This is a genomic window from Pseudomonas sp. 18175, assembly GCF_050432925.1.
GTDB lineage: Bacteria > Pseudomonadota > Gammaproteobacteria > Pseudomonadales > Pseudomonadaceae > Aquipseudomonas.
The window spans coordinates 313,160-335,362 of record NZ_JBKFTO010000004.1 but is presented as its reverse complement, the minus strand read 5'-3'; the positions used below and the strand labels follow the sequence as shown (position 1 = coordinate 335,362).

Annotated in this window: 16 protein-coding genes, 1 tRNA gene and 1 pseudogene; 10 read left to right on the top strand and 8 right to left on the bottom strand. The window is 59.7% G+C overall.

Translation table 11 applies throughout. The annotated features are described in order from the left end of the window. Positions 1–115 precede the first annotated feature (115 nt). The 6 genes from ACLD1Y_RS08120 to ACLD1Y_RS08095 are packed head-to-tail and all read left to right on the top strand — an operon-like array spanning position 116 to position 7,867. Complete coding sequence (locus ACLD1Y_RS08120) at positions 116–2,197, top strand: hydantoinase/oxoprolinase family protein (protein ID WP_429477051.1); 2,082 nt, start codon at positions 116–118, stop codon at positions 2,195–2,197. Between the two features lie 12 nt (positions 2,198–2,209). Then, positions 2,210–3,868 (top strand): hydantoinase B/oxoprolinase family protein, encoded by a 1,659-nt coding sequence (locus ACLD1Y_RS08115; protein ID WP_429477049.1) that lies wholly within the window; start codon positions 2,210–2,212, stop codon positions 3,866–3,868. Between the two features lie 47 nt (positions 3,869–3,915). After that, positions 3,916–4,806: a hypothetical protein gene (locus ACLD1Y_RS08110; protein WP_429477047.1), complete on the top strand. Its 891-nt coding sequence runs from the start codon at positions 3,916–3,918 to the stop codon at positions 4,804–4,806. Between the two features lie 32 nt (positions 4,807–4,838). Beyond that, positions 4,839–5,660, top strand: coding sequence for an aspartate/glutamate racemase family protein (locus ACLD1Y_RS08105; protein WP_429477045.1), 822 nt, complete (start codon positions 4,839–4,841; stop codon positions 5,658–5,660). 20 nt (positions 5,661–5,680) lie between these two features. After that, positions 5,681–7,033 carry an MFS transporter gene (locus ACLD1Y_RS08100; RefSeq protein WP_429477044.1) on the top strand — a complete coding sequence of 451 codons (1,353 nt, stop codon included), beginning with the start codon at positions 5,681–5,683 and terminating at the stop codon, positions 7,031–7,033. A gap of 9 nt (positions 7,034–7,042) precedes the next feature. Beyond that, positions 7,043–7,867: an avidin/streptavidin family protein gene (locus ACLD1Y_RS08095; protein ID WP_429477042.1), complete on the top strand. Its 825-nt coding sequence runs from the start codon at positions 7,043–7,045 to the stop codon at positions 7,865–7,867. Between the two features lie 358 nt (positions 7,868–8,225). On the opposite strand, the gene ACLD1Y_RS08090 is transcribed toward ACLD1Y_RS08095, so the two are convergent. The 6 genes from ACLD1Y_RS08090 to ACLD1Y_RS08065 all read right to left on the bottom strand — a co-directional run bounded on the left by ACLD1Y_RS08090 (position 8,226) and on the right by ACLD1Y_RS08065 (position 14,132). Then, positions 8,226–9,206: a GlxA family transcriptional regulator gene (locus ACLD1Y_RS08090; protein ID WP_429477085.1), complete on the bottom strand. Its 981-nt coding sequence runs from the start codon at positions 9,204–9,206 to the stop codon at positions 8,226–8,228. A 71-nt stretch (positions 9,207–9,277) separates the two neighbouring features. Continuing rightward, entirely contained in the window at positions 9,278–9,946 is a 669-nt protein-coding gene (gene lepB / locus ACLD1Y_RS08085) for a signal peptidase I (RefSeq protein WP_429477041.1), read from the bottom strand. Between the two features lie 335 nt (positions 9,947–10,281). Further along, positions 10,282–10,890, bottom strand: a complete 609-nt coding sequence (locus ACLD1Y_RS08080; RefSeq protein ID WP_429477039.1) for a LysE family translocator — start codon at positions 10,888–10,890, stop codon at positions 10,282–10,284. 275 nt (positions 10,891–11,165) lie between these two features. Beyond that, positions 11,166–11,333, bottom strand: coding sequence for a hypothetical protein (locus tag ACLD1Y_RS08075; RefSeq protein ID WP_429477037.1), 168 nt, complete (start codon positions 11,331–11,333; stop codon positions 11,166–11,168). 224 nt (positions 11,334–11,557) lie between these two features. Next, positions 11,558–11,631 (bottom strand) — tRNA-Cys (locus tag ACLD1Y_RS08070). Positions 11,632–11,843: 212 nt separating this feature from the next. Then, complete coding sequence (locus ACLD1Y_RS08065; protein ID WP_429477035.1) at positions 11,844–14,132, bottom strand: acylase; 2,289 nt, start codon at positions 14,130–14,132, stop codon at positions 11,844–11,846. A 239-nt stretch (positions 14,133–14,371) separates the two neighbouring features. On the opposite strand from ACLD1Y_RS08065, the gene ACLD1Y_RS08060 reads away from it, so the two are divergent. Further along, positions 14,372–14,752, top strand: coding sequence for a fe2+ zn2+ uptake regulation protein (locus tag ACLD1Y_RS08060; protein WP_429477033.1), 381 nt, complete (start codon positions 14,372–14,374; stop codon positions 14,750–14,752). An 8-nt stretch (positions 14,753–14,760) separates the two neighbouring features. Here the strand turns inward: ACLD1Y_RS08060 and ACLD1Y_RS08055 are convergent, their stop codons facing one another. Then, positions 14,761–14,949, bottom strand: a complete 189-nt coding sequence (locus ACLD1Y_RS08055) for a hypothetical protein (RefSeq protein ID WP_010210250.1) — start codon at positions 14,947–14,949, stop codon at positions 14,761–14,763. Positions 14,950–15,288: 339 nt separating this feature from the next. On the opposite strand from ACLD1Y_RS08055, the gene ACLD1Y_RS08050 reads away from it, so the two are divergent. Continuing rightward, complete coding sequence (locus tag ACLD1Y_RS08050; protein WP_429477031.1) at positions 15,289–18,882, top strand: hypothetical protein; 3,594 nt, start codon at positions 15,289–15,291, stop codon at positions 18,880–18,882. Between the two features lie 11 nt (positions 18,883–18,893). Here ACLD1Y_RS08050 and ACLD1Y_RS08045 read toward each other — a convergent pair whose 3' ends face one another. Continuing rightward, complete coding sequence (locus ACLD1Y_RS08045) at positions 18,894–19,811, bottom strand: LysR family transcriptional regulator (protein ID WP_429477029.1); 918 nt, start codon at positions 19,809–19,811, stop codon at positions 18,894–18,896. A 118-nt stretch (positions 19,812–19,929) separates the two neighbouring features. On the opposite strand from ACLD1Y_RS08045, the gene ACLD1Y_RS08040 reads away from it, so the two are divergent. Together ACLD1Y_RS08040 and ACLD1Y_RS08035 are read left to right on the top strand one after the other, a co-directional pair. Next, complete coding sequence (locus ACLD1Y_RS08040) at positions 19,930–20,925, top strand: aldo/keto reductase (protein ID WP_429477027.1); 996 nt, start codon at positions 19,930–19,932, stop codon at positions 20,923–20,925. A gap of 132 nt (positions 20,926–21,057) precedes the next feature. After that, positions 21,058–22,191 (top strand): annotated as a pseudogene (locus tag ACLD1Y_RS08035) (HAMP domain-containing protein); the annotation flags it as partial. Positions 22,192–22,203 lie beyond the last annotated feature (12 nt).

Below are 22,203 nucleotides of genomic sequence, written 5' to 3'. Positions count from 1 at the left end.
CCTACCCGCCCTACAGCTGGCGGCCACCGTGTCGCGGCCCCTAGCATCCCCCCACACCAGCGAGAGGCATTCCGCTGGCTCCGACAACGATAAAAACAGGAGATGCCCTGTGGGTATGCACGGCAAGAAAACAGTACGCGTGGCCACCGATGTCGGCGGAACCTTCACCGACCTGGTGTACTTCGAAAGCGACCCGGCCACAGGCGAACAGGCGATACGTACAGCCAAAGTCGACACCACCCCACCGAACTTTGCCCAGGGTGTCCTCAACGTCATCCGCAAGGCGGGCGTAGACCTCAACAACGTGGACTTCCTGGCTCACGGAACCACCGTGGTCATCAATGCACTGACCGAGCGCCGGGGCGTGAAGACCGGCCTGATCACCACCCAGGGCTTTCGCGATGTACTGGAAATCGCCCGCGCCAATCGCCCGGATTACTTCAACCTGAAATGGGTAAAACCCGCCCCGTTCGTGCCGCGTTATTTGCGCCGGGAGGTCCCCGGCCGCCTGCACACCAACGGCCGGGAACGCCAACCGCTGGACCTGGGCCAGCTCCCGCAGATCATCGAAGCGTTTCGCGCCAACAATGTGCAAGCCATTGCCATCTGCCTGCTGCATGCCTATGCCAACCCGGCGCATGAGCAAGCGGTACTGGCGCAGGTACGCAGCCTATGGCCAGAGGTCTCGGTGGTGGCCTCCCACCAGATCACACGCGAATGGCGCGAATACGAACGGTCCAGTACCACCGTACTGTCGGCGTATGTGCAACCGATCGCGGCACGTTACCTCGACGATTTAGCCAGCGGCCTGCGCGACGACGGCTACAAGGCGCCCTTGTACATCATGCAATCGAACTGCGGTGTCGACAGCGTGGAGCATGCACGGGAAATCCCGATCACCATGGTCGAATCCGGACCGGCCAGTGGTTTTTGGGCGGCGGCGCAATTGGGACGCTTGATAGATGAGCCCAATGTATTGGGCCTGGACATTGGCGGCACCACGGCCAAGTGCGCATTGATCCGCGATGGGCAGGTGTCGATCAAGACCGATTACTGGATTGAGCGTAACCGGATCAACGCGGGTTACCCGATCATGGTGCCGGTGGTGGACCTGGTGGAAATCGGCAACGGTGGAGGTTCCGTCGCCTGGGTCGATGACTTTGACAAACTGCATGTCGGCCCCCAGTCCGCCGGCGCAATACCAGGGCCGGCAGCCTATGGCAATGGCGGCACACAGATCACCACTACCGACGCCAACCTGATGCTGGGGCGCATTAACCCGGAGTACTTTTGCGGCGGTGACGTGGTGGCCGACTTGCCTGCCGTTTCCCGGGGTCTTGAGGCCCTTGGCCATCGCCTGCAATTGCCAACGGATGAAGTAGCACGGGGCATCGTGCGCCTGGCCAACGACAATATGGTCAATGCGCTGAAGCTGGTGTCCCTGAGCCGAGGTCACGACCCACGGGAACTGACCTTGATGGCATTCGGTGGCGGCGGCGCGATGCATGCCGTAGCCCTGGCCCAGGAACTGGGCGTGAAAAAAGTCGTGGTGCCGCGCAATGCCTCGGTGTTTTCAGCCTGGGGCATGACCCTGTCGGACTTGCGTCGTGACCTATTTATCAACCGTTTCGTCGAGACCGCACACTCGCATCAGCTGGAACAAGCCCAGTTGTTCCTTGCCGAGCTGATGGTCGCCGCCCGCGAACAATTCGTGGCCGAAACCGTGCCGGCGCAGCAGGTCGAGCTGCAAGTGCATTGCAAGCTGCGCTACCAAAACCAGGAGCACTCGGTGGAGCTACTGCTCAACTCGCACGAGCGCATAGACACAGACTGGGCTGCGGTCGAACAACGCTTCCACAGCCTTTATGAACAGCACTACACCTATCGCCTGCAAGCCCCGGTGGAAATCATCGGTTTTCACCTGGTGGCCGTGGCCCAGATCGGCAAGTTGACGCCGCAGGCGCTGCCGGTTACCGGCTGCTTGGTCAGCGAGGCCTGCAAGGGCCAGCGCTACGTGGATTACGCCCAGGACGGCATTCACCTTGCGAACCTCTACGACTACGAGCTGCTTGAACCGCTGATGACTTTTTTCGGCCCGGCCATCATCGAAGACGCCGGCACCACCGTGGTCGTGCATCCCGGTAACCGCGTGCAGGTGGATCGCCTGGGCAACCTGCACATCATGATCAACGGCTAAAGGAGCGCTGCCATGAGTACCCTCGATATCTTTACCCGCGACATTATCCAGAACTCACTCCAGGCGATTGCCGACGAGATGTTCAGCGCCATGCGCAACGCGGCCATGAGCCCGGTGATTTATGAAGTGCTGGACATGGGCACCGGCATCACCGACGCCCAGGGCGAGATCGCCAGTTCCGGCGCAGGTATTCCAGCCTTTGTCGGCGTGCTGGACAAGGCCGTGAAGAAAATCCTGCTGCATCATCCCCAGCCCGAGGACATTGAAGACGGCGATGTTTTCATCAGCAATGACCCCCATGACGGCGCCGTCACCCACCTCAACGATGTGGTGCTGGCCATGCCTGTGTTCGCCGATGGCACGTTGGTGGCCTGGACCGCCAACATCGCGCACTGGAACGATGTGGGCGGCCGAGTTCCCGGTTCGTTGTCGACGGACGCCACGGATATCTTCCAGGAAGGTTTGCGTCTGGCTTCGGTGAAGTTGATCAGCAGGGGCCAGCCGATCCGTTCGGTGCTGCAAATACTGCGCGCCAACACGCGCATGCCGGACTTTATGGAAGGTGACTTGTGGGCCGGTGTGGCAGCGGTACGCGGTGGTGCGACGCGCTTGCGCGAGCTGACCGAAAAATACAGCACCCACGTATTTTTGTTGGCCATGCACGACTTCATGGACCTGGGCGAAAAAGTCTCGCTCAAGGCGCTGGCCGCCTTGCCTGCCGGGCAGTTCAACCTGGAAGAACTGCAAGACGATGGCAGCCTGTTCAAGGTACGTATCGACATTCGCAGCACGGAATTGGTGATCGACCTGCGCGACAACCCCGACCAATGCCTGGGGCCCACCAACCTGAGCCGCGACGGTGCGGTGGTGGCCGCGCAAATGGCGTTCAAGGCACTGACTGCACCGCAGGGCATTACCAATGGCGGCACGTTTCGGCCGCTGCGCGTACTCACGCGCCCAGGCTCGCTGTTCGACGCCCAATTGCCCGCCGCCGAAGGCTTCTACTTCGAAAACCTGATCCGGGTGCAGGACCTGATCCTGTGCTGCCTCGCGCAACAATTCCCGGAACGCTTGCCAGCGGGCAATTTCGCCTCGGTGTGCGCGACGATCATTGGCGGTGTTCACCCCGACACCGGGCGCATGTTCACCCTGGTGGAGCCGGAAATCGGTGGCTGGGGCGCCGAGCCCGGGCGCGATGGCAACAATGCGGTGTACTCCGGGCTGCATGGTGAAACCTACAACTGTCCGGTTGAGGTCTGCGAAGCCCGCTACGGGTTGCATGTAGAGCAGCTCGCACTGAATGACGAACCGGGCGGGCATGGCCAATACCGGGGGGGCCGCGGTGTGTGCATCGACTACCGGATTCGCGCCGACGGCAGCTTCATGACCTGCGGTTATACGCGTTCGGTCATTCCACCCTGGGGCTTGGAGCAAGGCGCGGAAGGCACGCCCAACTATGTCGAAGTCATCCGAAGCGACGGCCAATCCCAGCGCTACAGCATGGCCAGCGGGGCCCCCTTGAATGCCGGTGACCTTGTACGGGTGCGGACCGGCGCAGGTGGCGGCTACGGACCGGCGAGCCAACGCGACCCGAACGCGGTGCGCGAAGACCTGAAGAACGGCTACGTGGACGCCACCACCGCGCACACGGTGTACGGCCTGACGCTCTGACTCCGGCGCTTGGCCCTCAAGAACAACAACAAAAAGAGAGCACCACCATGAAACTGAAGCACTCATCTCGTGTATGGGTAAGGCCTGCGTTTGCCTTGATTTTGGCCGTTGCCTCACCAGCGCACGGCGAGCAATTCATCGGTTTTGCCCAGCCAGGCGAGCCCGGCAAGTGGGCGCTGGAATCCTTCCCTGTGTTCAATCGCACAACCAACGGCGACGTACGGGCCGGCAGCAACACGGTATTGGCCTACTTTTCCGAAACCGGCTTTACCGGAACCCAACGTGACCAATTGCAGTTCTGGGTCGGTGCCGACGCGGGCTACACCGCCAGCAACGGCTCGCGCAACAACGGCAACTGGGGCGTGGCCTCACCCAACCTGGGCCTGGCGTATTACTACAACGTGGTCGAACCCACCAGCACCTACGATGCTGACGATTTCACCACGTTCTGGGTCAACCCCACGCTGTCCCTGGAGTTCCCCAACGGTAACGATGAAGGTACTGGCTATGGCGCATTTGCCAATCGTTATGGCGCCAGTTTCAGCGTGGCCAACTACGTTCGCATGGGGCGTTTTGCCGCGACGTTTACACCCGTCGGCATCCACTACGCGTCTCGCAACCGCCACGCCACCGACCTGGGCAATGGCGACGCGGTAAAACTTCGCGGCGGTATCAGCTTTTGGTTTGCGGACATCGCCGCCGGTTACCGGGTAACCGACGACCTGTGGCTTGGCGTGCACCACGCCTACCACATCAATAATCGCTCGGCCTCGGACTTCAAAGAGTCTCGCCAAGGCAAGGTCGGCCCGGCGATGACCTACACCGGTTTCTCCAACCAGAAGCTCTACCTGTCGGCAAACCTGAACTTCGATTACTACCACAGCGACAACCTGCCCTATTCCAATAGCCTGACCATGGCCTTAGTGAAGTTCTTTTAGGGCGACCCAGTGCATCTATCGAGGAATACCGTATGAACCCTTCACCTTTCAACATTGCACCGCAAGACATCCCGGTCACCGTGCGTTGGCTCAACCCCATTGGCTGCCCGACGTTCGACGAACCCATCGCCCACCTGCTGCACAGCATCAAGCAACCTTCCACCCAGGTTGAAGTGGTGTCGTTTGATATGCCCCACAGCCCGTCGCACCTGGAATACCGTGCCTACGAGGCGCTCACCTATGAGCGCACGGTGCGCATCGCCCGGGACAGTGCCCGCGAAGGAATCGATGCTTTAGTGATCGGCTGTTTTTACGATCCAACGTTGGAGGACGCCCGGGAAATTTCCGGCGAGACCTTAGTGGTGGCGCCCTGCCAAGCCAGCCTGCAAGTGGTGGAGCAGTTAGCCAACCGGTTTTCGATCATCGTCGGGCGCACCAAGTGGATGGAGCAAATGCGCGCGCGAGTACAAGGCTACGGAGCGGCGGACCGCTTGGCGTCAATGAGGCCGTTGGGCATGGGCGTGGATGAATTCCAGCTGGACCATGCCGTCACCCGCCGCCGCATCATCGAACAGGCCCATCGCGCCGTGGAAGACGACGGCGCCGAAGCGATCATTCTGGGTTGCACCATCGAATTCGGCTTTTTTGAAGAGGTACAGCGTGAGGTCGGAGTACCGGTGATCGACCCGGTAGTCGCGGCGTTCAAGGTCGCCGAAGCCATGGCCGGCATGAAGCGCCGATTTGGCTGGCGTCCCAGCAGGGTCGGCAGTTGCGAACCGCCACCGGAGGCGGAAATCGAGCGATTCGGTTTATTCCAGGGCCCTGCGCCGATTGGCAATCGTGTCAACGCCTGACTTCGAAAAGGACCGCGACCATGAGTGATATACCCTCAATGCCTGCCTGCTCGGCAGTAGATCTGGACGTGAGCAACCGCACGGTAGGTGACGTTTTCCGAAACGTCCCGCTGACGCGCATCCATTTGCAGTGCTGCCTGGTGTTGTTCTTTGTGTTTGCGATTGAAGCATGGGAGATGATGATCATCGTCTACACCGCGCCATTGATCGCTGCTGAGTTTGCGCTGGATGCGCTTGCCGTGGGCCATCTGATCAGTGCGATGTTCATCGGCATGCTGCTGGGCGCATTGGGCTGGGGCAGACTGGCCGAGCGCTTTGGCCGCAAGCGCGCGATTATCTGGAGCCTGGGCGCTTATGGCGTGATCTCCATGGGCAGTGCTTTCGCACCGGACTACTCGACGCTGTATGCGTTGCGGCTACTGTCCGGGGTGGCGGCCGTGGGCATGATGGTGGTGACGTTTGCGCACTTCCAGGAGCTGTTGCCGGTCAACCATCGGGGGGCGCTGACGGTGTATCTCGCCGCGGGGTGGCCCATCGGCATGCTCCTGGCATTGGGGGCCACGGTGTGGCTGCTGCCCTACGGGTGGCGGGCGATTATTGTGCTGAGTTCCCTCGGCGGGTTATGGGCGATTGCCGTGGCGCGCTGGGTGCCGGAGTCGCCCTACTGGCTGGCTTCAGTCGGGCGACAGGAGGAAGCCAGGTCTGCAATCGGTACGCTGAGCGGTGGCACGGTCAACGTTGCCGATGCATGCGTGTTGCAAGTGGACCGCAGTGCATCTGGCCGTCAGCGGGAATTGTTCAGCCGAGCGCTGCTCAAGGTGAGCCTGTTGCAGATCACCGTCAACTTTACCTTCTCGTGGGGCTACTGGGGCTTGCAGACCTGGCTGCCGACGTTGTTACAGCAGCGCGGCTTAAGCTTGCCCCAAAGCTATGGTTTTATCGCGCTGTCGGCCCTGTGCATGATCCCCGGCTATATGGTGGCGTCGTACCTGACCGCACGCTTGGGGCGCAAGAAAGTCATCGTGGGTTTTATCAGCGCATCCGTGCTGGCCGGGTATGGGTTTGCCAACGCACACACCCTGCAAATGCTCTACCTCAGCAACTTTGCCTTGGCGTTTTTCAGCCTTGGCGCATGGGGCGTGTGGGGGGCGTGGATCGGTGAGCTTTACCCTACCCCCCTGCGCACGGTGGGCTATGGCTGGGCGATTTTTGCCCAGCGCGTGGCCAATGTGCTGGCGCCATCGTTGATCGGTGCGCTAATCGCGTACGGCTCATCGTTCAACCTCACGACCACCATCATCAATGGGTTTTTGCTGGTGACGGTGGTGCTCACGGTGTTCATACCTGAAACGGAGGGCGAGGCGTTGCGCTGAGGCGGGCCTGTGTGCACCACTGTCAGCCTGCCGGGCGCTGATATCGAACGCGCCTGCATCGCCGGCACCTGGATGAATGACTATGGCTCGGTGATGACGCTGGACGTTTCAGGCCAGCACGTTAGCGGGCGCTATCAGTCCTCTACCGGTTCAACCGGCCATTACTCAGTCACAGGATGCCTCGCAGGCGAAGCCGCTTCCCGTACCAGGAACCAACCGCTGGCGTTGGCTATCGATTGGCATGACCTTGGCGACGGCGCACGAGACCCCAGTTGGAACTGGGTGTCGGGCTTAAGCGGGCAATTCAGTGTCACGGACCGAGGCGATACCTTGACGCTGTCGCACCTGCTGGTTGCATCCGGCGACTTCCCGGAATTGGCCCACCGAGGCACCTATATGGACAAGTTGATTTATCGACGAGTTGAAGAAAAATCGCGGCTCGCAACGCCCACTGCTGCAACCGCCGCTCTTCCGATCGAAAACACGTTGACGGGCAATTGGGTCGCCGAGGACGGGAGTTCCTTGATCTTGAGTGTATGGAGTGATAGCGAACGGCGATTCGGCGTTGTACGCGGAACCTTCGCATCCGCCGGCACGAGCAGTGAGCTGACAGGATTCACAGATATCAACACGGTAGGCAGCAAACTTGAGCGTCAATCAGTGAGCCTTGTGGTTTCCAATACTGAGGCCACGACTGTGAGCGCATTGTGTGGTGTGTTGGATTTGGTGGGGGGCGCGCTAAGCCTGTTGGTCCTGGCTAGCTGCGCGGTTGCGCCGGAACATGCCTACCTGGCGACGCAGGTTTCAGCGCTGCACTTCAAACGGGGGGATTGATCATGAACGCGGCGCGACAGGTAACGAATCCGTTGCCAGCCCGTTAAAGACAACACGGNGGTTTCAGCGCTGCACTTCAAACGGGGGGATTGATCATGAACGCGGCGCGACAGGTAACGAATCCGTTGCCAGCCCGTTAAAGACAACACGGCCTCTGTGGTGAGCGGGCTTGCCCCAATGCCAGTCAGTTAAGGGTTAGAAAGAGTAAAAGCTAACCTGTGGCGAGGGAGCTTGCTCCCGCTGGACTGCGCAGCAGTCCCATCTTTGGGGCCGCTACGCGGCCCAGCGGGAGCAAGCTCCCTCGCCACACTGACGGTGTTTGCCCTTAACTGACTGGCATTAGGGCTTGCCCCGCTCACTACTTGACCAAGCGCTTCTCCTTGGAGGGCCGGTAGCCGAAATACGAGCTGTAGCACTTGCTGAAATGGCTCGGCGACACAAACCCGCACGCCACCAGCACTTCCACCTGTGACAGCTCGGTGTGCTGCAACAAGCGGCGTGCTTCGGTGACGCGCAGTTCCATGTAGTAGCGCTGCGGCGTGGTGCCCAGTTGTTCCTTGAACAAGCGCTCGAGTTGGCGACGGGAGCGGCCGGCGTACACGGCCAGTTGATCGAGTTCCAGGGGCTCTTCGAGGTTGGCGTCCATCAGCTTGACGACTTCCCGCAGCGGCGCGCTGACGCTGACGTTCTCGGTAGGCTTGATGCGCCGGTAGCGCGACTCCTCAAAGGCCAAAATGTCTTCGATGCCCTCGACCAGGGCTTTGCCGTGCAGGCCTTTGATCCAGTCCAAGGCCATGTGGAAGGCGCCAGAGGGGCTGGAGGCGGTGAGGCGGTCGCGGTCGATGACGTAGGGTTCGCTGGTGACCTGGGCGGCCTTGGCCACCTCGGCCAGGGCCGGCCGATGTTCGGGGTGGATGGCGCAGCGGTAATCCTGCAGCAAGCCGGCGCGGCCCAGGAACCATGAGCCATTCCATAGCCCGGCCAGGCGGATGCCCTGCTCGGCGGCGCTGCGCAGCAGCTGGATAAAGTCTTCGCTAGCCTTGAGTTCAGTGCGAAAACCACCGCAGATCACCAGCAGGTCGAGGTCTTGCAGCACCTCGGCGTCAAGACGCGCATCGGGGCGGATGACCAGGCCAAGGTCGCTGATGACTTCATCCGCGCAGCAGCCGAAGGTGCGTGAAGCAAACAGGTCGGGGCGCAGCAGGTTGGCGGTGACCAAGGTGTCGAGGGTTTGGGTGAACGCGGGCAGGGAGAAGTGTTCGAGCAGCAAGAAGCCGACGCGGGTGACCGACGCTGGCTGCTGGGTTTCATTGAGGTAGCGCAGGTTCTTACCCTTCATGCCACCGCTGAATTGACGTCTTTCCATCGAGGGTCAGCCCACTTTTATTGTTGATTGCCGTGGGCGCCATCTTAGAGGATTGGCGCCCCGAAACGGCGAAATCGTGGCATCCAGTGATCCAGGATCTGCGCGGAGGCGAGGATATGGTGCGCGTGGCCGATCAGCAACCGGCGCGGCACAAAGCCGATGTAGCGGGAGTCGGCGCTGTTGTCGCGGTTGTCCCCCAGCATAAAGTAGTTGTCGGCGGGCACCACCAGCGGGCCGAAGTTGCGCCGGGCGCGCACTTTGGGCATGAACTGTACCGTGCGTTGGCTCGCGGCAGCGTGTTCGGTGAGCTTGATGCCTTGGATGAATTGGCCGGGAGCAACCCGCTCGCTGATGGACTGCGCATCCAGGTAGGTCGCCGGCACGCCGTTGATCCACAGCACTTCATCCTTCATTTGCAGGGTATCGCCTGGGATGCCGACGATGCGTTTGATCAGCCGCACACCGTCCTTGGGCGAGGTGAAGGTCACCACGTCGCCGCGTTGCGGGTTGTCCAGCTTGATCAGCGAGATGTCCGTGAGGGGCAGCTTGAGGTCGTAAGCCACACGATTCACCAGCACCACATCGCCTTCCACCAGGGTTGGGCGCATGGAGCCGGAGGGGATGGGATTCCAGTCCGCCAGGGACGTACGGAAGATGCCAAAACACAGCCAGAAAAGAATGGCGTAACGGTATTTGCTCAACCAACGGTGCATAGGTCCTCGCTGCCAAAACTCACGATCAGCGCGGAAGATTACAGGTTGTAGGGCGACACACAACGACTTAAACGACTGGCGCCTGGCTGATCACTAAAAAAACATCGCTCTGCAAAGCCCGAGGACAAGCGTCGCACGGGTATCTGATACGGTTTTTTGATTGCTATCTGCGTCTGTACCGAAAACGGCCCTGGGCGGACAATAGCCGCATTCGCGACACGCCTGTCGCCCTTCCCTTTGGAGGCCTTATGACCAAGATGGCACTTTTCCTGTTCGGCTTTTTGGTACTGACCATCGGTATCGGCTTGCTGGCGACCATTTCGCCGGTGTGACTGTCAGTTGCCAAACAGCATCGGGTACAGCGACAGCACCAGCAACGCGGCCATCGACCCGTTGAACAACCGCAGCCAGCGCGGCTTACGCAATACATTGCGTAATCCCGTGCCGCAGCCGACCCATACGCAGACGCTCGGCAGGTTGACCACTGCAAACACCAGCGCGATCACCAACACATTGGTGACATACCCTTCGGCGGGGGTGTAGGTGGTGATGGCCCCCAGCGCCATGATCCAGGCCTTGGGGTTGACCCACTGGAACGCTGCGGCGCCGAGGAAGGTCATGGGTTTGCCATGTTCATTGTGGCTGTCGGACATGCCGCCCGCCGTCGCAATCTTCCAGGCCAAGTACAGCAAATACGCCGCGCCCACGTAGCGCAATACGGTGTAGGCCCACGGGAACACCTTGAACACTTCGCCCAGGCCCAGGCCGACCGAAATCACCAACAGCATGAACCCCACACTGATCCCTAATGCGTGGGGCATGGAACGGCGGAACCCGAAGTTCACCCCCGAGGCGAGCAACATGGTGTTATTGGGCCCCGGCGTGATTGAAGACACGAAGGCGAACAACACGAAAGCCGATAAGAGGCTGGTAGACATGAACATGGGGCGGTATCCGAACGGTGGTCTATGCCCGTGACAGTAGTGGGTTCAGGATGCCGACGCCCCATACAGCCAGGTGCGGATTGAGGCATACACTTTGGCGCTGCCCCTCAAGACTTTTCACAAACCTTTCACAGACGATGACCTAGGGTGGACCCAGCTCCTAATGAACATCCTTTTAGCCCGCACGCCCCATGCGGGCTTTTCTTTGCCTGGGATTTATTCCAGGCAAAGAAAAAGGCAAGCCACTTGCCATGGCTTGCCTCTATAGATTGTTACTAGCGCTGGAAGCCACCACCGCCGCCACCGCCAGGGCCGCCGCCTTGGCCATGCCCGCCACCACCGTGGCCACCGCCACCACCCGGTGGCATGAACATCCAGCAGCCCGACAAGGAGGACAACAGCGCGACAACAACGGCCGCCTTAGTTAGGTAATTCAACTTCATGACAACACTCTCTACTTAACGAGATTAACTTCTCGCTGGGTAAGACAGCGCAAACCCGCGTGCGTCACGGCTTTCGTGTAACACGTTGGTAGGGTTTGTAGGGTTGGCGATACACTCGATACGCGGCGTTCAAGCCCGCCAGAGCCGCGCAAATTGAGGATGGGTCAGAGAAACCCAAGGCAATAAAAAACCCCGTAGACGTTAATCTACGGGGTTTTTAAGAGTGGAGGCCGAGGTCGGAATCGAACCGGCGTAGGCGGATTTGCAATCCGCTGCATAACCATTTTGCTACTCGGCCTCAAACGATCAATGTCCAGACAGCTGACACTCACCGCATAAAAACTTGAGTGGGCTATAAAACCCTGCCTCTACTCTAACTCATTGAATACATTGAAGTTTTTAATGCTTCATTGCGTTCGATGGGCGCCATTATGTACGTATTTACCTATGCGTGCAACCCCTTGATTTCAAAAATATTTCGTATTGGCATCAAGGGGTTGCGTGGCCGCTTTACTCCTTGATCTGTTGCTGCTGGTAGTGCGGATCGGCCTTGATCTGGGCTTCGGTGAAGGGCAGCGGGCTGAGTTTTTTCTGGGAGAAGGCTTGGGTCTGGTCCTTGCTGTGTTCGGACGCTGGGTTGCTGGACAGGGAGAACGCCAATACGCCCTGGGCATGGGGGCCCTTCTCGTCGAAGGTGACGATTTGCAGGTAGCTGCTGCCGCTCACTACCTCACGCTTGCCATCCGCGCGGGGCACGGTTTGCATGGCGTTGTAGATGCCCAGTTCCTGGGGGCCGCCATGGATCGGGGTTTGCCCGGAAACCTGGACGTCGCCCCAGTGGCTGTCGGCGCGCAGGCCACGTTTGGCGACGTCTGCGGTGGAGGCCAGCATGGCTTCGCGCAGGGCCTTGGCCACTGGCTCGCGGTCGATGGCCAGGCCGCGGGGCGTGGTCAGTGGCTGGGCCGGGTCGAAGGCGACGCGCCAGGCGTCGGGAATTTGCTGCAGGTGATGCGCCAGGTTGATGAAGTGCACCAGGCCCACGCCGCTGTCGAGGTTGGCGTGCTGGTCCCAGTTTTTCAGGCTGGTGCACAGCGGTTGCAGGGCCGTGCTGTCGGCGCCCAATTGCTTGGCGCAGAAGTCCAACAGGTCGGGCATCACCTGCCCGGCCAGGTAGACGTCGTTGTCCATCACCATGTGTTGCAGGTCGGCGACGGTGATCGATTGTTTGCCCAGGGACTGCAGGCGTTGCAGGGCGAAGCGCGCACGGGCGCCGAGGCCGATGTGGTCTTGGCTGATCAGCGGGGAGAACCCGGTCAGCGGCGCCTCGGGGTTGGCCAGCCAGGCGGAGTCGTTGGAGTGCTGTACGTAATCGGTGCGCTCCAGTTGCGGCAACTGGTCTGCTGGGAAGATACCCGCCTGGGCGGCACGCGGGTCTACGTCCCAGGCGCAGGCACTGTGGGCGCCATCGAGCATGATCATTTGCAGCCCGGCACGCGGGTCGCTGCATTGCGCCAGTTTGGCCGCGCTGACGTTGGGCACCACCGAGAGGTTCATGTACAGGCTCTGGCCCTGGTCATCGGCCGCCAGGGTATTGACCCACGGGATACCTTGCAGGGTGTGCACCGAGCTTTGCAGCTCTTTGAGGTTGGCGGCGCGGTTCATGGCGTACCACTGTTGCAGCACGCGGTCGTTGCCCAAGTTGGCGTCGCGCAGGCTGAAGGCGTAATGGTTGTCCCAATCGAGCTTGCCGGGCCATTGCACCACGGGGCCGAATTGCGAACTGTAGACGGTATGGGGCTGGGCCTTGAGGCTGCCATCGGCTTGCTTGACCTGCACGTTCACCGTGGTTTTCTCCAACGGCAGGGATTTGCCATCAAGCAGGTAGCGTGTGGCGTCCTTGGGGTCGAGGGTCAGGCGGTACAACGTGAAGTGCTTGGAGGTATCCACGGTGTGGGTCCACGCCACGTGCTGGTTAAAGCCGATATTGATCACCGGCAGGCCCGGCAATGCGGCGCCCATCACATCCAACTCACCGGGGATGGTCAGGTGCATCTGATAAAAACGCATGCCGCCCACCCACGGAAAATGCGGGTTGGCCAACAGCATGCCACGGCCATTGAACGAGCGGTCACGGCCCACGGCCACCGCGTTACTGCCACGGTCAAAACTGAAGCGCTGTTGATTGGCAGCGGCTATTTCAAAGGACTTGGCAGCAGGCTGAACGCTGGCGCCGGCCTGTGGCGGCGTCGCGCCCACTAGGGCTTCGGCGAACTGACCTACTCCACCTTCTACTAAAAGCCTACGGGTCAACTTGACCAAGTCCTCGGCCACCAGCGGTCGCACCCAGGCGGCCTGGCACTGTACCGGTGCGCCCTGCTCTTTCAGGTAGCGGTTGTAGCCGGCTACATAGCCCTCGATGCGTTGGCGGATCTGCGGGGTCTGCGCTTTCCAGAACGCGGCAACGGCGTCCGGGGTGTTGAGCCAGGTGAAGAACACGTCACTGGCCAGGTTGTTGCGTGCTTCCAGCGTTGCCTGCTCGGGGCCGAAGTAGCGTGCACGTTCGCCATTCACCGTGACCACTTCATTGGCCAGCAGGCACAAGTTGTCTTGGGCATAGGCGTAACCAATCCCGAAGCCCAGGCCACGCTCATCGCTGGCGCGGATATGGGGCACGCCAAAACTGGTGCGACGGATATCCGCCGAAGCCTGCGCCGCTTGTTCCCGCGCCGATGCCGCCAGGCTTAGCCCCAGCAACACTCCTGCCACGCATACCCTGGACAACCCTTTGGAAATAATCACGCAGACTCCACAGTCAAATTGAACATCCTCACCAGGGGCAACTACCCCACCCGTAAGGACGCAAAAAACCGGGAACAATTTAGCGTAGGCAGGCGTTTATTTAAGGCGGTCAAGGTGTGACAAAACCGATACCGACAAAATTTCTACATCCATCACTTCATGATTTCGCTCGCTCGTTCGTCTTATTACTTAAGAGCGCTCATTTTTTCCTGATCAGGCTCTGATAAGGAGTGTTTTGCATGTACAACCCGCAAGTGCCCACGGATGGACATTCACCGGCCGCCGATGCCAATTTTGGCAGCGGCACGCAAGCGTTCGGCAAAGCGCCCGAACAACAAGGCAACCAACGTATTCGTCATTTGCTCAAGTGCTTCGGCCTGCGCACCAGCCTGATCCGGCTGAAGGTCATCGACGCCCTGCTCACCGCTGCCGACAACCAGCGCACCCTCGGGGTACGCGGTGTGCACAGCCATTTGCTGGAGCTGGGCATTCCGCTGTCGTTTCTCAGTGTGCGCGAGGTGCTCAAGCGCCTGTGCAGCGAGGGCGTGATCACCCTCAACGCGGATAAAAGCTACAGCCTCCATGAAGAGGCTGCCAAGGTACTCGAAGGTCGCGACTGACGCCGACGTTACAGCTTGACCTTGCGACGCATGATGCCGTTGATCACCACAACCACCACGGCGACGGCAATGGCGATGGTCTGGAACGTTTTCTCGCTGATAACCCCGGTGTTCTGCAAGTAGGACAGGCCAAACATCGTCGCCAGTACAGCCAGGGCAATCAGAATCGAATATTTCAAACGTTGCTTTTGAGTCATGACGGGTTCCTGAACCTGAAAAAAGATATCTACTTCGTATTGCCGAGCAGGCCAGACGCATACCCCGTAATGGGGATGGGCCAGGATCGGTGGGCCTTATGTTACAGGCGATGAAATATTTTGGCTTGTCCCACGCCAGCACCTCCCGCGAGCGCCTGGAGGATTGTGAAGTGATCCGACGCATCACGCCGCCGATTCCGTGCTGGGACGCGTGTAATTCGCCTACACAATGTCGTCAGAACCTATCGTTCCCGAACGACCACCTAGCTGACGCCCCCAAGGAAAGATATTCACTTAAACCTCCAGGAAGCATGGGTACCACTCAATTGAGTTAAACCGATGATCACTGCGCCCCTTCACTTCAACATTCCGGCCGCTACCACAACCCCCAACACACCGGCTGGCAAGGTCGACAAGCCCACAACGACCACTCGCCCCACACGTAGCCCTGGCAATGATTTTTCTCCTGCAAAAGGTTTAGAGATCGCCGCAGCCAACCGCACGAACCTTCACGAACTGGCCAACCACCTGCGCGGCCTTGACCTGTTGTGGAATGACGGCACGTCCGAGGAAGACATTGCCTCCGCGCTAGCGGGATGGAAAATGCCAATCGCCTCGGGCTCCACCTATACCTTTGAAGGCGTCAATGACCCCAGCCTGACTGAAGTAATAACCCGGTTGGGGTTCGAAATTCCCAGCACCAGAGCCCAGGCGGTCGCCCTGAGAGATCTATTGGATCAGCGGGCATTAGCCCCCCTCCTCGGCAACGCGGGCGGCGCCCTGTCTTGGCCCGTGCCGCTGCTGCCGGCGCAGCAGCAGAAAGTGAACGACATCCTGAACTACAATACTGCGCGATTGCCCGGCCTTCCCCTTGCCGAACCGCTAAAAGGCGCCCTGGGCTACCTTATGGCAGCGACGCCTCTTTCCCCCGAAGACCTGCAAGTACCCCACAAGGCGCTGGAAAAACTGCTCAGCTCACCGCAGGCGCACGCTTTGGGGCTGGCGATCCAGCGTGATCTGGAGGGCATTTCGACGCCATTTAGCCTTTACGAGCATGTGCTCAGCGCGATCCATCTGGGGCTTGATCGCGAGTCCATTGAACCCCCCCACAGAAGCAAGGTGGCGGGGTTTGACCTGGCCCAGCAACAGCTTTGGGGCAAGCCTGCGTCAGATGTCGTCGACGCCCTCAAAAAACACTTGGTCAGCTCCGGCAAAGCCTCTCAGGCCACGGCACACTTCACTGCGCACCTGTTACTCGCCCGAGTCGCACCCCAATTTCTGGTCAAGGACATACCGGATCGGGTGGCGCCAGGCAGCCAGGCCTGGGTCAATTTCTACTTGGCGGTGGCCAAGGTGGAGGCTGAGGCGCCCGGCGTATCGAGCCAGATGACGTTTGCACAGATCATGCTGCGTGCCGACCTCATTACCGACCCTGCCCCTGAGCATGCCCTGCACAATGCAGTGATCGACTGGGCGCTGGCCAGCGGCCTCCTCCCAAAGGCTACCGATGAGATTTACACCCCGCAGCAGTTGGAAGTTGCCAGGGCGGCCTTTAACGAACGGCAAAACCAGCGGATGGCTGCCAGCGAAGCCATCAATGCCCACCTCCCAACGCGCAAAGAGGTCGCTCTGGCGATACTCAAGGAGCGTTTTCCAGACACCGCCCCCGGCCTGTTTGAGAAGCCCGTTCTACAACTCGATGAAGACTACAAACAAGGCCCCCAGCCGCTCCATAACCCAAACCTGCGCCCCGTAGGCCTTTACTTTTCGATGCTCGATATTTTCATGGGTGAAAGCACACTGGGCAAATGGAAAACCCAAGACACGCGCATTCCGATCGACAAGATCAATAACAGCCCTGCGCTTGGCGTGCATCAGGCGTTCAATACGGCGTTCACCCAGGCAATAGAGACGAGAAAAAGCGGGGTTGCCACCACTGTTCGTCACCTGATTTCGCAGCTTCCTCTGGAGGATCGTCAAAAGCTGGAAACGGGAAAAATTAGCTTTTTCCATGAGTCCACTTACGACATCGCGCCCTCCCCCGACCTTTTGAAATCAAAAAACCTCGTGCTGAGTTTCAAGGTTGAACAAGGCGGGCAACGGACGATTTATGAATTGGATATTCAGAACCTGAGCATCCGCAGGAAAGACAACTACATCGACTTGAAGGAAACGACGTACCGCGATGGCAACCTCGAAACCCGTCGAACCGAATTCAAACCCAAACAGGGTGGGACTGTCGCGCAAGGCGAGCAGGCGCTTGCGGACACAGCAGTGCTGGATAGTTTTTCCAGTCCCCGTTCCCATCTCATCGCAAATGCCTTCGTGGAGCACCTGGAATACGACAACCCGGCAATCAAACAAGAGGCATCGGGCGCGACACCCCACGAACAGCAATTACAGGCCCAAAAGGACGTCGGCGATTTCTTTCTCAACCTGATACCGTTTCGCTCGGCCATCGTTAATTTTGCCAAGGGCAATTACGCTGAGGGTGCGCTGGACCTGGGTATGGACATTTTTGGCTTCCTGACCGCTGGCGTGGGTGCCGGCGCCAAACTGGTCAAAGTAGGCTCCACCACCGCGTCTGCCGGCGCCAAGTTTATCAAGGGCGCCAAGGTTATCGGGGTAGCCACCCTGGGCGCAATCAACCCACTGGACGGCGTGGGCGACCTGGCGACGGGCGCTGCGAGGACTGTTCGATACGCCACAACTCAGGTCGCCCGAGGGGTGCGAAAAGTCGGCAATGCCGGGGTTTCCTTACTGGCCGACGGTATGAATAGCTTGAGAGGAACATCCGCCAGCCACGACGTGGTCAAGGCCGGTAGAAGCCACGGTGTCAGCTCAATAGGCACATTCAAAGTGGCGGACCAGACGTTCGAAGGCGTTGCGGTTCAACGCGACAAGAACTGGTACGCCTATGACCCGACCACCGACCAACCCTTCGGTGGCCCTTTGAATGACTTCCAGCCTTCGTACACCCTTGATCCCACGTCGCCCAGATCCAATGGTGTAGCGCCGCACAGTGTGCGACATACCCCCTATAGCACCGGTGCGCGCCCAGCGCGTGCGCGCACGCCTCTGCCCCAAGGGGAATACGCCTCGGCGATGAAAGGCAAGCTGGAAGCCGATCATTTCAAGCCAGACACCAAGCACGCCACGATGAAAAAGTTCACTGAAGAGCTGCGCGACCATTACTCCAAACTGGCACTCACACCACCGGTGCGCCCTGTCACGCTCTCGCTCCGAGCGTCGATACCGACAAAGGATATGCTCGAAGATGCATTCAAGATGACGGATGGCCTGGTTCTGGGGGAACGACATAATCAAATGGCCAGCTTTAGAACACTGTTTGATAGCGTCGATACGCTCAAGCGATCGGGAGTCAAGCGTGTTTACTTTGAAGGGTTATTGTCACGACCAGACCTGCCCGGTGGGCTCCAGGTAGATGGGATCGACAAGCTGATTGGAACAGGCAAGGCCCGCAGCAACCCGAGCTTTAAGGAACTACAAGCCAAGCTTGAAGCGAATGGGATAGAGGTCCTGCCGCTTGACCATTACTACCTGACACGCCACAAAGACGCCAGGCTTCAGAATGGCGCTACCGCACCGGGGAATGGATCAATAAGACGACTCGAAGAGTTCAACTATTACGCAGCAAAAACTATAGAAGCCACCTCCAATGGCGAGAAATGGGTCGCGCTGGTGGGTCTGTCCCACATGAAAACCTCGGAGGGCGTACCTGGGTTGGCCGAGATGACCGGGAGCACAGCCGTCGGGGTGTTTGAGCATAACAAAGCGCACCTGCCCCGCACCTCAGGATTCGGCCCAAGTCTAAAAGCTGCCGACCCGTCAAAACCGATTACGGCTGATGACTTTCCGGGAGATTTGCGCATTTTTGTGAAAGCGCGGCCTGCAATGTCCACACAACCCTGACAGGGGTGGGCTCAAGCCTGGCGTTGCAACCCATTGCCGGGCTGGGCACACAGGTCTACCAGCCAGTCGACAAACACCCTCACCCGCTGTGACAACTGACGGTGCGGCGGATACAGCGCCGTCAGCGCCATCTTCGGCACCGTCAGTTGTGGCAGCACTTGCACCAGCGAGCCATCGGCCAACTGACGCTTGGCGTGATAATACGGCGCCTGGATCAAGCCATAACCCGCCAAACACGCCGCGAAATAACCGTCCGCGCTGTTGACCGCAACGCGCTTGGGCAGGTTGAGCTGACGCAGCTGCGCCCCTGCCTGAAACTCCAACCCAAACCGTTTGCCGCTGGTACTGGAGACGTACTCGACCATCTGATGCCTGGCCAAATCATCGATGCACGCCGGCGTTCCCATGCACTCCAGATACGCTGGGCTGGCCAAGGTGACCTGATCCATCTGTGCCAAAGGCCTTGCCACCAGTGATTCATCCAACGCCAGCCCGCCCCGCAAGACGCAATCCACACCTTCGCGGATCAGGTCAACGGGGTGGTCGTTAAGGCCGATTTCCAGCTCGATCTGCGGATAGCGGGCGGTAAATGTAGGCAGCGCGGGAATCACGATCAAACGTCCGATACCCGAAGGCATATTGATGCTCAAGGTGCCGCGTGGGTTTTGACGCTGGGTGGAAAACACCGCTTCGGTTTCCTCAAGGTCCGTGAGCAGGCGCACGCAGCGCTGGTAATACGCGGCGCCATCCAACGTTGTGCTCACCTGCCGGGTGGTGCGCTGCAACAGTTGCACACCGAGGTGCGCTTCCAACTGTTTGATAAGGATCGTTACCGACGCGCGGGGCAATTGCAGGCTGTCGGCGGCCTTGGCGAACCCACCCAGTTCGACAATCCGAGTGAAGACGCGCATCGCATTAAAACGGTCCAAGGGGCGGCTCCTCAGGCAATTATTTAGATATTACAAATAGTGATAGTGCTTTTAGCCGGTTTATCCAGCTTTTGTCGAGGATAACAATGGAGGCCTTACCCACCCAGGAGCTGTCCCCATGCAAACGCGTCAACTCGGTATCAACGGTCCCCACGTCAGCGCCATCGGCCTTGGCTGCATGGGCATGACCGACTTCTACACCACCGGCACTGACAACAAAGAAGCCATCGCCACCCTGCACCGCGCCTTGGAACTGGGGGTAAATTTCCTCGACACCGCCGACATTTATGGCCCACACACCAATGAACAATTGATCGGCAAAGCCCTTGCCGGCAAACGTGACCAGGTGTTCCTGGCCAGCAAGTTCGGCATCGTGCGCGACCCGGCCAACCCCGCGTTGCGTGGAGTCAACGGCCGTCCCGAGTACATCCGCAACGCCATCAATGGCACCCTGCAACGGCTGGGCATCGAAACCCTGGACCTGTACTACCAGCACCGCATCGACCCGGATGTCGCCATCGAGGAAACCGTCGGCGCCATGGCTGAGCTGGTGCAACAAGGCAAAGTGCGTTACCTGGGCCTCAGCGAAGCCTCGGCGGCCACCTTGGAACGTGCCCACAAGGTGCACCCCATCAGCGCTCTGCAAAGTGAATTTTCCCTGTGGAGCCGCGACCAGCAAGACAACGGCTGCCTTGCCGCCTGCCAACGCCTGGGCATCGCCTTTGTGCCCTACAGCCCATTGGGCCGGGGCTTTCTCACTGGCGCGCTGCAAAGTCCTGACGACTTCGCCGCCGATGATTACCGCCGGTTCAGCCCGCGCTTTCAGGGTGAGAACTTCGCCAAGAACCTGCAGTTGGTGAAACAAGTCCAGGCCCTGGCGAGCGACAAAGGCGTTACAGCCGGGCAACTGGCGTTGGCCTGGGTATTGGCGCAGGGCGACTACATCATTCCCATCCCCGGCACCAAGCAACGCAAATACTTGGAAGAAAACGTCGCGGCCCTGTCCATCCACCTCAGCCAGTCTGAACTGACCGCGTTGGATGCAATTTTCCCAGCCGACGCCACCGCGGGCCTGCGCTACCCCCAAGCGGTAATGGCGATGCTCGATATCTGACAAAGGAGCGCCTGAAAAGGCGCCTCCACTTTCTTGCACGCCCGTACCTAAAGCTCCTCCTCGCCAAGCCGATAGCCCGATGAAGCTCTAACAAAGCCGCGTCAATAATAAACGCTTCGTAAGGACGGCCCCATGCCACCACTGCGCTCTATCCAAGCCCGCTACACCCTTTTTTTGGTGCTGTTCGTCCTGGTGTTACTGGTACTGACCGTGGTCGGTATCGGCCAATTGGTCGCGCCCACGTTGCGCCACACCGAAGAACAGGTGGTGCTCAACCGCATCAATGAAGTCGCCGAGCGGATTCAGGGCGAACTGAACAAAGTCCAGGCCCAGCAACGCAGCATCACCCAAACCATCCCGTTACTCGACAGCGATGCCATCGACAAGGTCCTGCCTGGCCTGGTCGATCAGTATGGCGAGCTGAAAGTCTTTGGTGGCGGCATCTGGCCGCTCCCCAACCAGCGCACGCCGGGGCGCAATAAACACAGTACGTTCTGGCATCGCGATGCGTCGGGCAAACTCACCGTCAATACATTCTGGAACAGCGACCCCGCCCCCAACTACTACGACCAGAGTTGGTACAAGGGCGGCCTGGCCTCACCCCGTGGCCAATGTGCCTGGGCCGCAGCTTACAAAGACGATGCCAGCCAGGAGCCACGCACCAACTGCGCCATGGCGATCCAGCGCGACGGCGCGCCTTACGGCGTTGCCACCATCGACGTGACCCTGGGCTTCTTCAATGACCTGGTGGCCAGCAAAGAAAAAGACATCGGCGGCCAAATGCTGATCGTCGAAGGCGACGGCAAGATCATCAGCAACAGCTCACGCATCAGCGGTCCGGTGGTGTTGAAGAACATCAACGAGCTCACCGGCACGTCGGCGTTTGCCACCCAGGTCAGCAAAGCCCTGGCCCATCGTGATCAGGCCCTGCAACGCAGTGAGTTCGACAATGGTGGCGTGGCCAGCACGTTCTATATGCGCCCCATCGAAGGCACGCCGTGGTTCCTCGCCACTGCCCTGCCCACGTCGCTGATCACCGCCCAGCGCGATGATGTACTCGGCACCCTGGCCTTGCTGCAGATTCCCATGGTGTTGCTGCTGGTGCTGCTCGCGGCCTATGCGATCCGCCAATTGGTGCAGCGTATGAAGTCGCTGAAAACCAATATCGATGCGCTGTCCGCCGGCGATGCCGACCTGACACGACGCATCACCATCCGCGCCGAAGACGAACTGGGTGCCATTGGCCACTCGGTGAACCGCTTTATCGTCTACCTGCAA

Bases quoted from the DNA above. Each gene is read 5' to 3' on its own strand.
- ACLD1Y_RS08120 (WP_429477051.1), top strand. From the start codon at position 116: ATGCACGGCAAGAAAACAGTACGCGTGGCCACCGATGTCGGCGGAACC.
- ACLD1Y_RS08115 (WP_429477049.1), top strand. From the start codon at position 2,210: ATGAGTACCCTCGATATCTTTACCCGCGACATTATCCAGAACTCACTC.
- ACLD1Y_RS08110 (WP_429477047.1), top strand. From the start codon at position 3,916: ATGAAACTGAAGCACTCATCTCGTGTATGGGTAAGGCCTGCGTTTGCC.
- ACLD1Y_RS08105 (WP_429477045.1), top strand. From the start codon at position 4,839: ATGAACCCTTCACCTTTCAACATTGCACCGCAAGACATCCCGGTCACC.
- ACLD1Y_RS08100 (WP_429477044.1), top strand. From the start codon at position 5,681: ATGAGTGATATACCCTCAATGCCTGCCTGCTCGGCAGTAGATCTGGAC.
- ACLD1Y_RS08090 (WP_429477085.1), bottom strand. From the start codon at position 9,206: ATGAAGGGTAAGAACCTGCGCTACCTCAATGAAACCCAGCAGCCAGCG.
- lepB (WP_429477041.1), bottom strand. From the start codon at position 9,946: ATGCACCGTTGGTTGAGCAAATACCGTTACGCCATTCTTTTCTGGCTG.
- ACLD1Y_RS08080 (WP_429477039.1), bottom strand. From the start codon at position 10,890: ATGTTCATGTCTACCAGCCTCTTATCGGCTTTCGTGTTGTTCGCCTTC.
- ACLD1Y_RS08075 (WP_429477037.1), bottom strand. From the start codon at position 11,333: ATGAAGTTGAATTACCTAACTAAGGCGGCCGTTGTTGTCGCGCTGTTG.
- ACLD1Y_RS08060 (WP_429477033.1), top strand. From the start codon at position 14,372: ATGTACAACCCGCAAGTGCCCACGGATGGACATTCACCGGCCGCCGAT.
- ACLD1Y_RS08055 (WP_010210250.1), bottom strand. From the start codon at position 14,949: ATGACTCAAAAGCAACGTTTGAAATATTCGATTCTGATTGCCCTGGCT.
- ACLD1Y_RS08050 (WP_429477031.1), top strand. From the start codon at position 15,289: ATGATCACTGCGCCCCTTCACTTCAACATTCCGGCCGCTACCACAACC.
- ACLD1Y_RS08040 (WP_429477027.1), top strand. From the start codon at position 19,930: ATGCAAACGCGTCAACTCGGTATCAACGGTCCCCACGTCAGCGCCATC.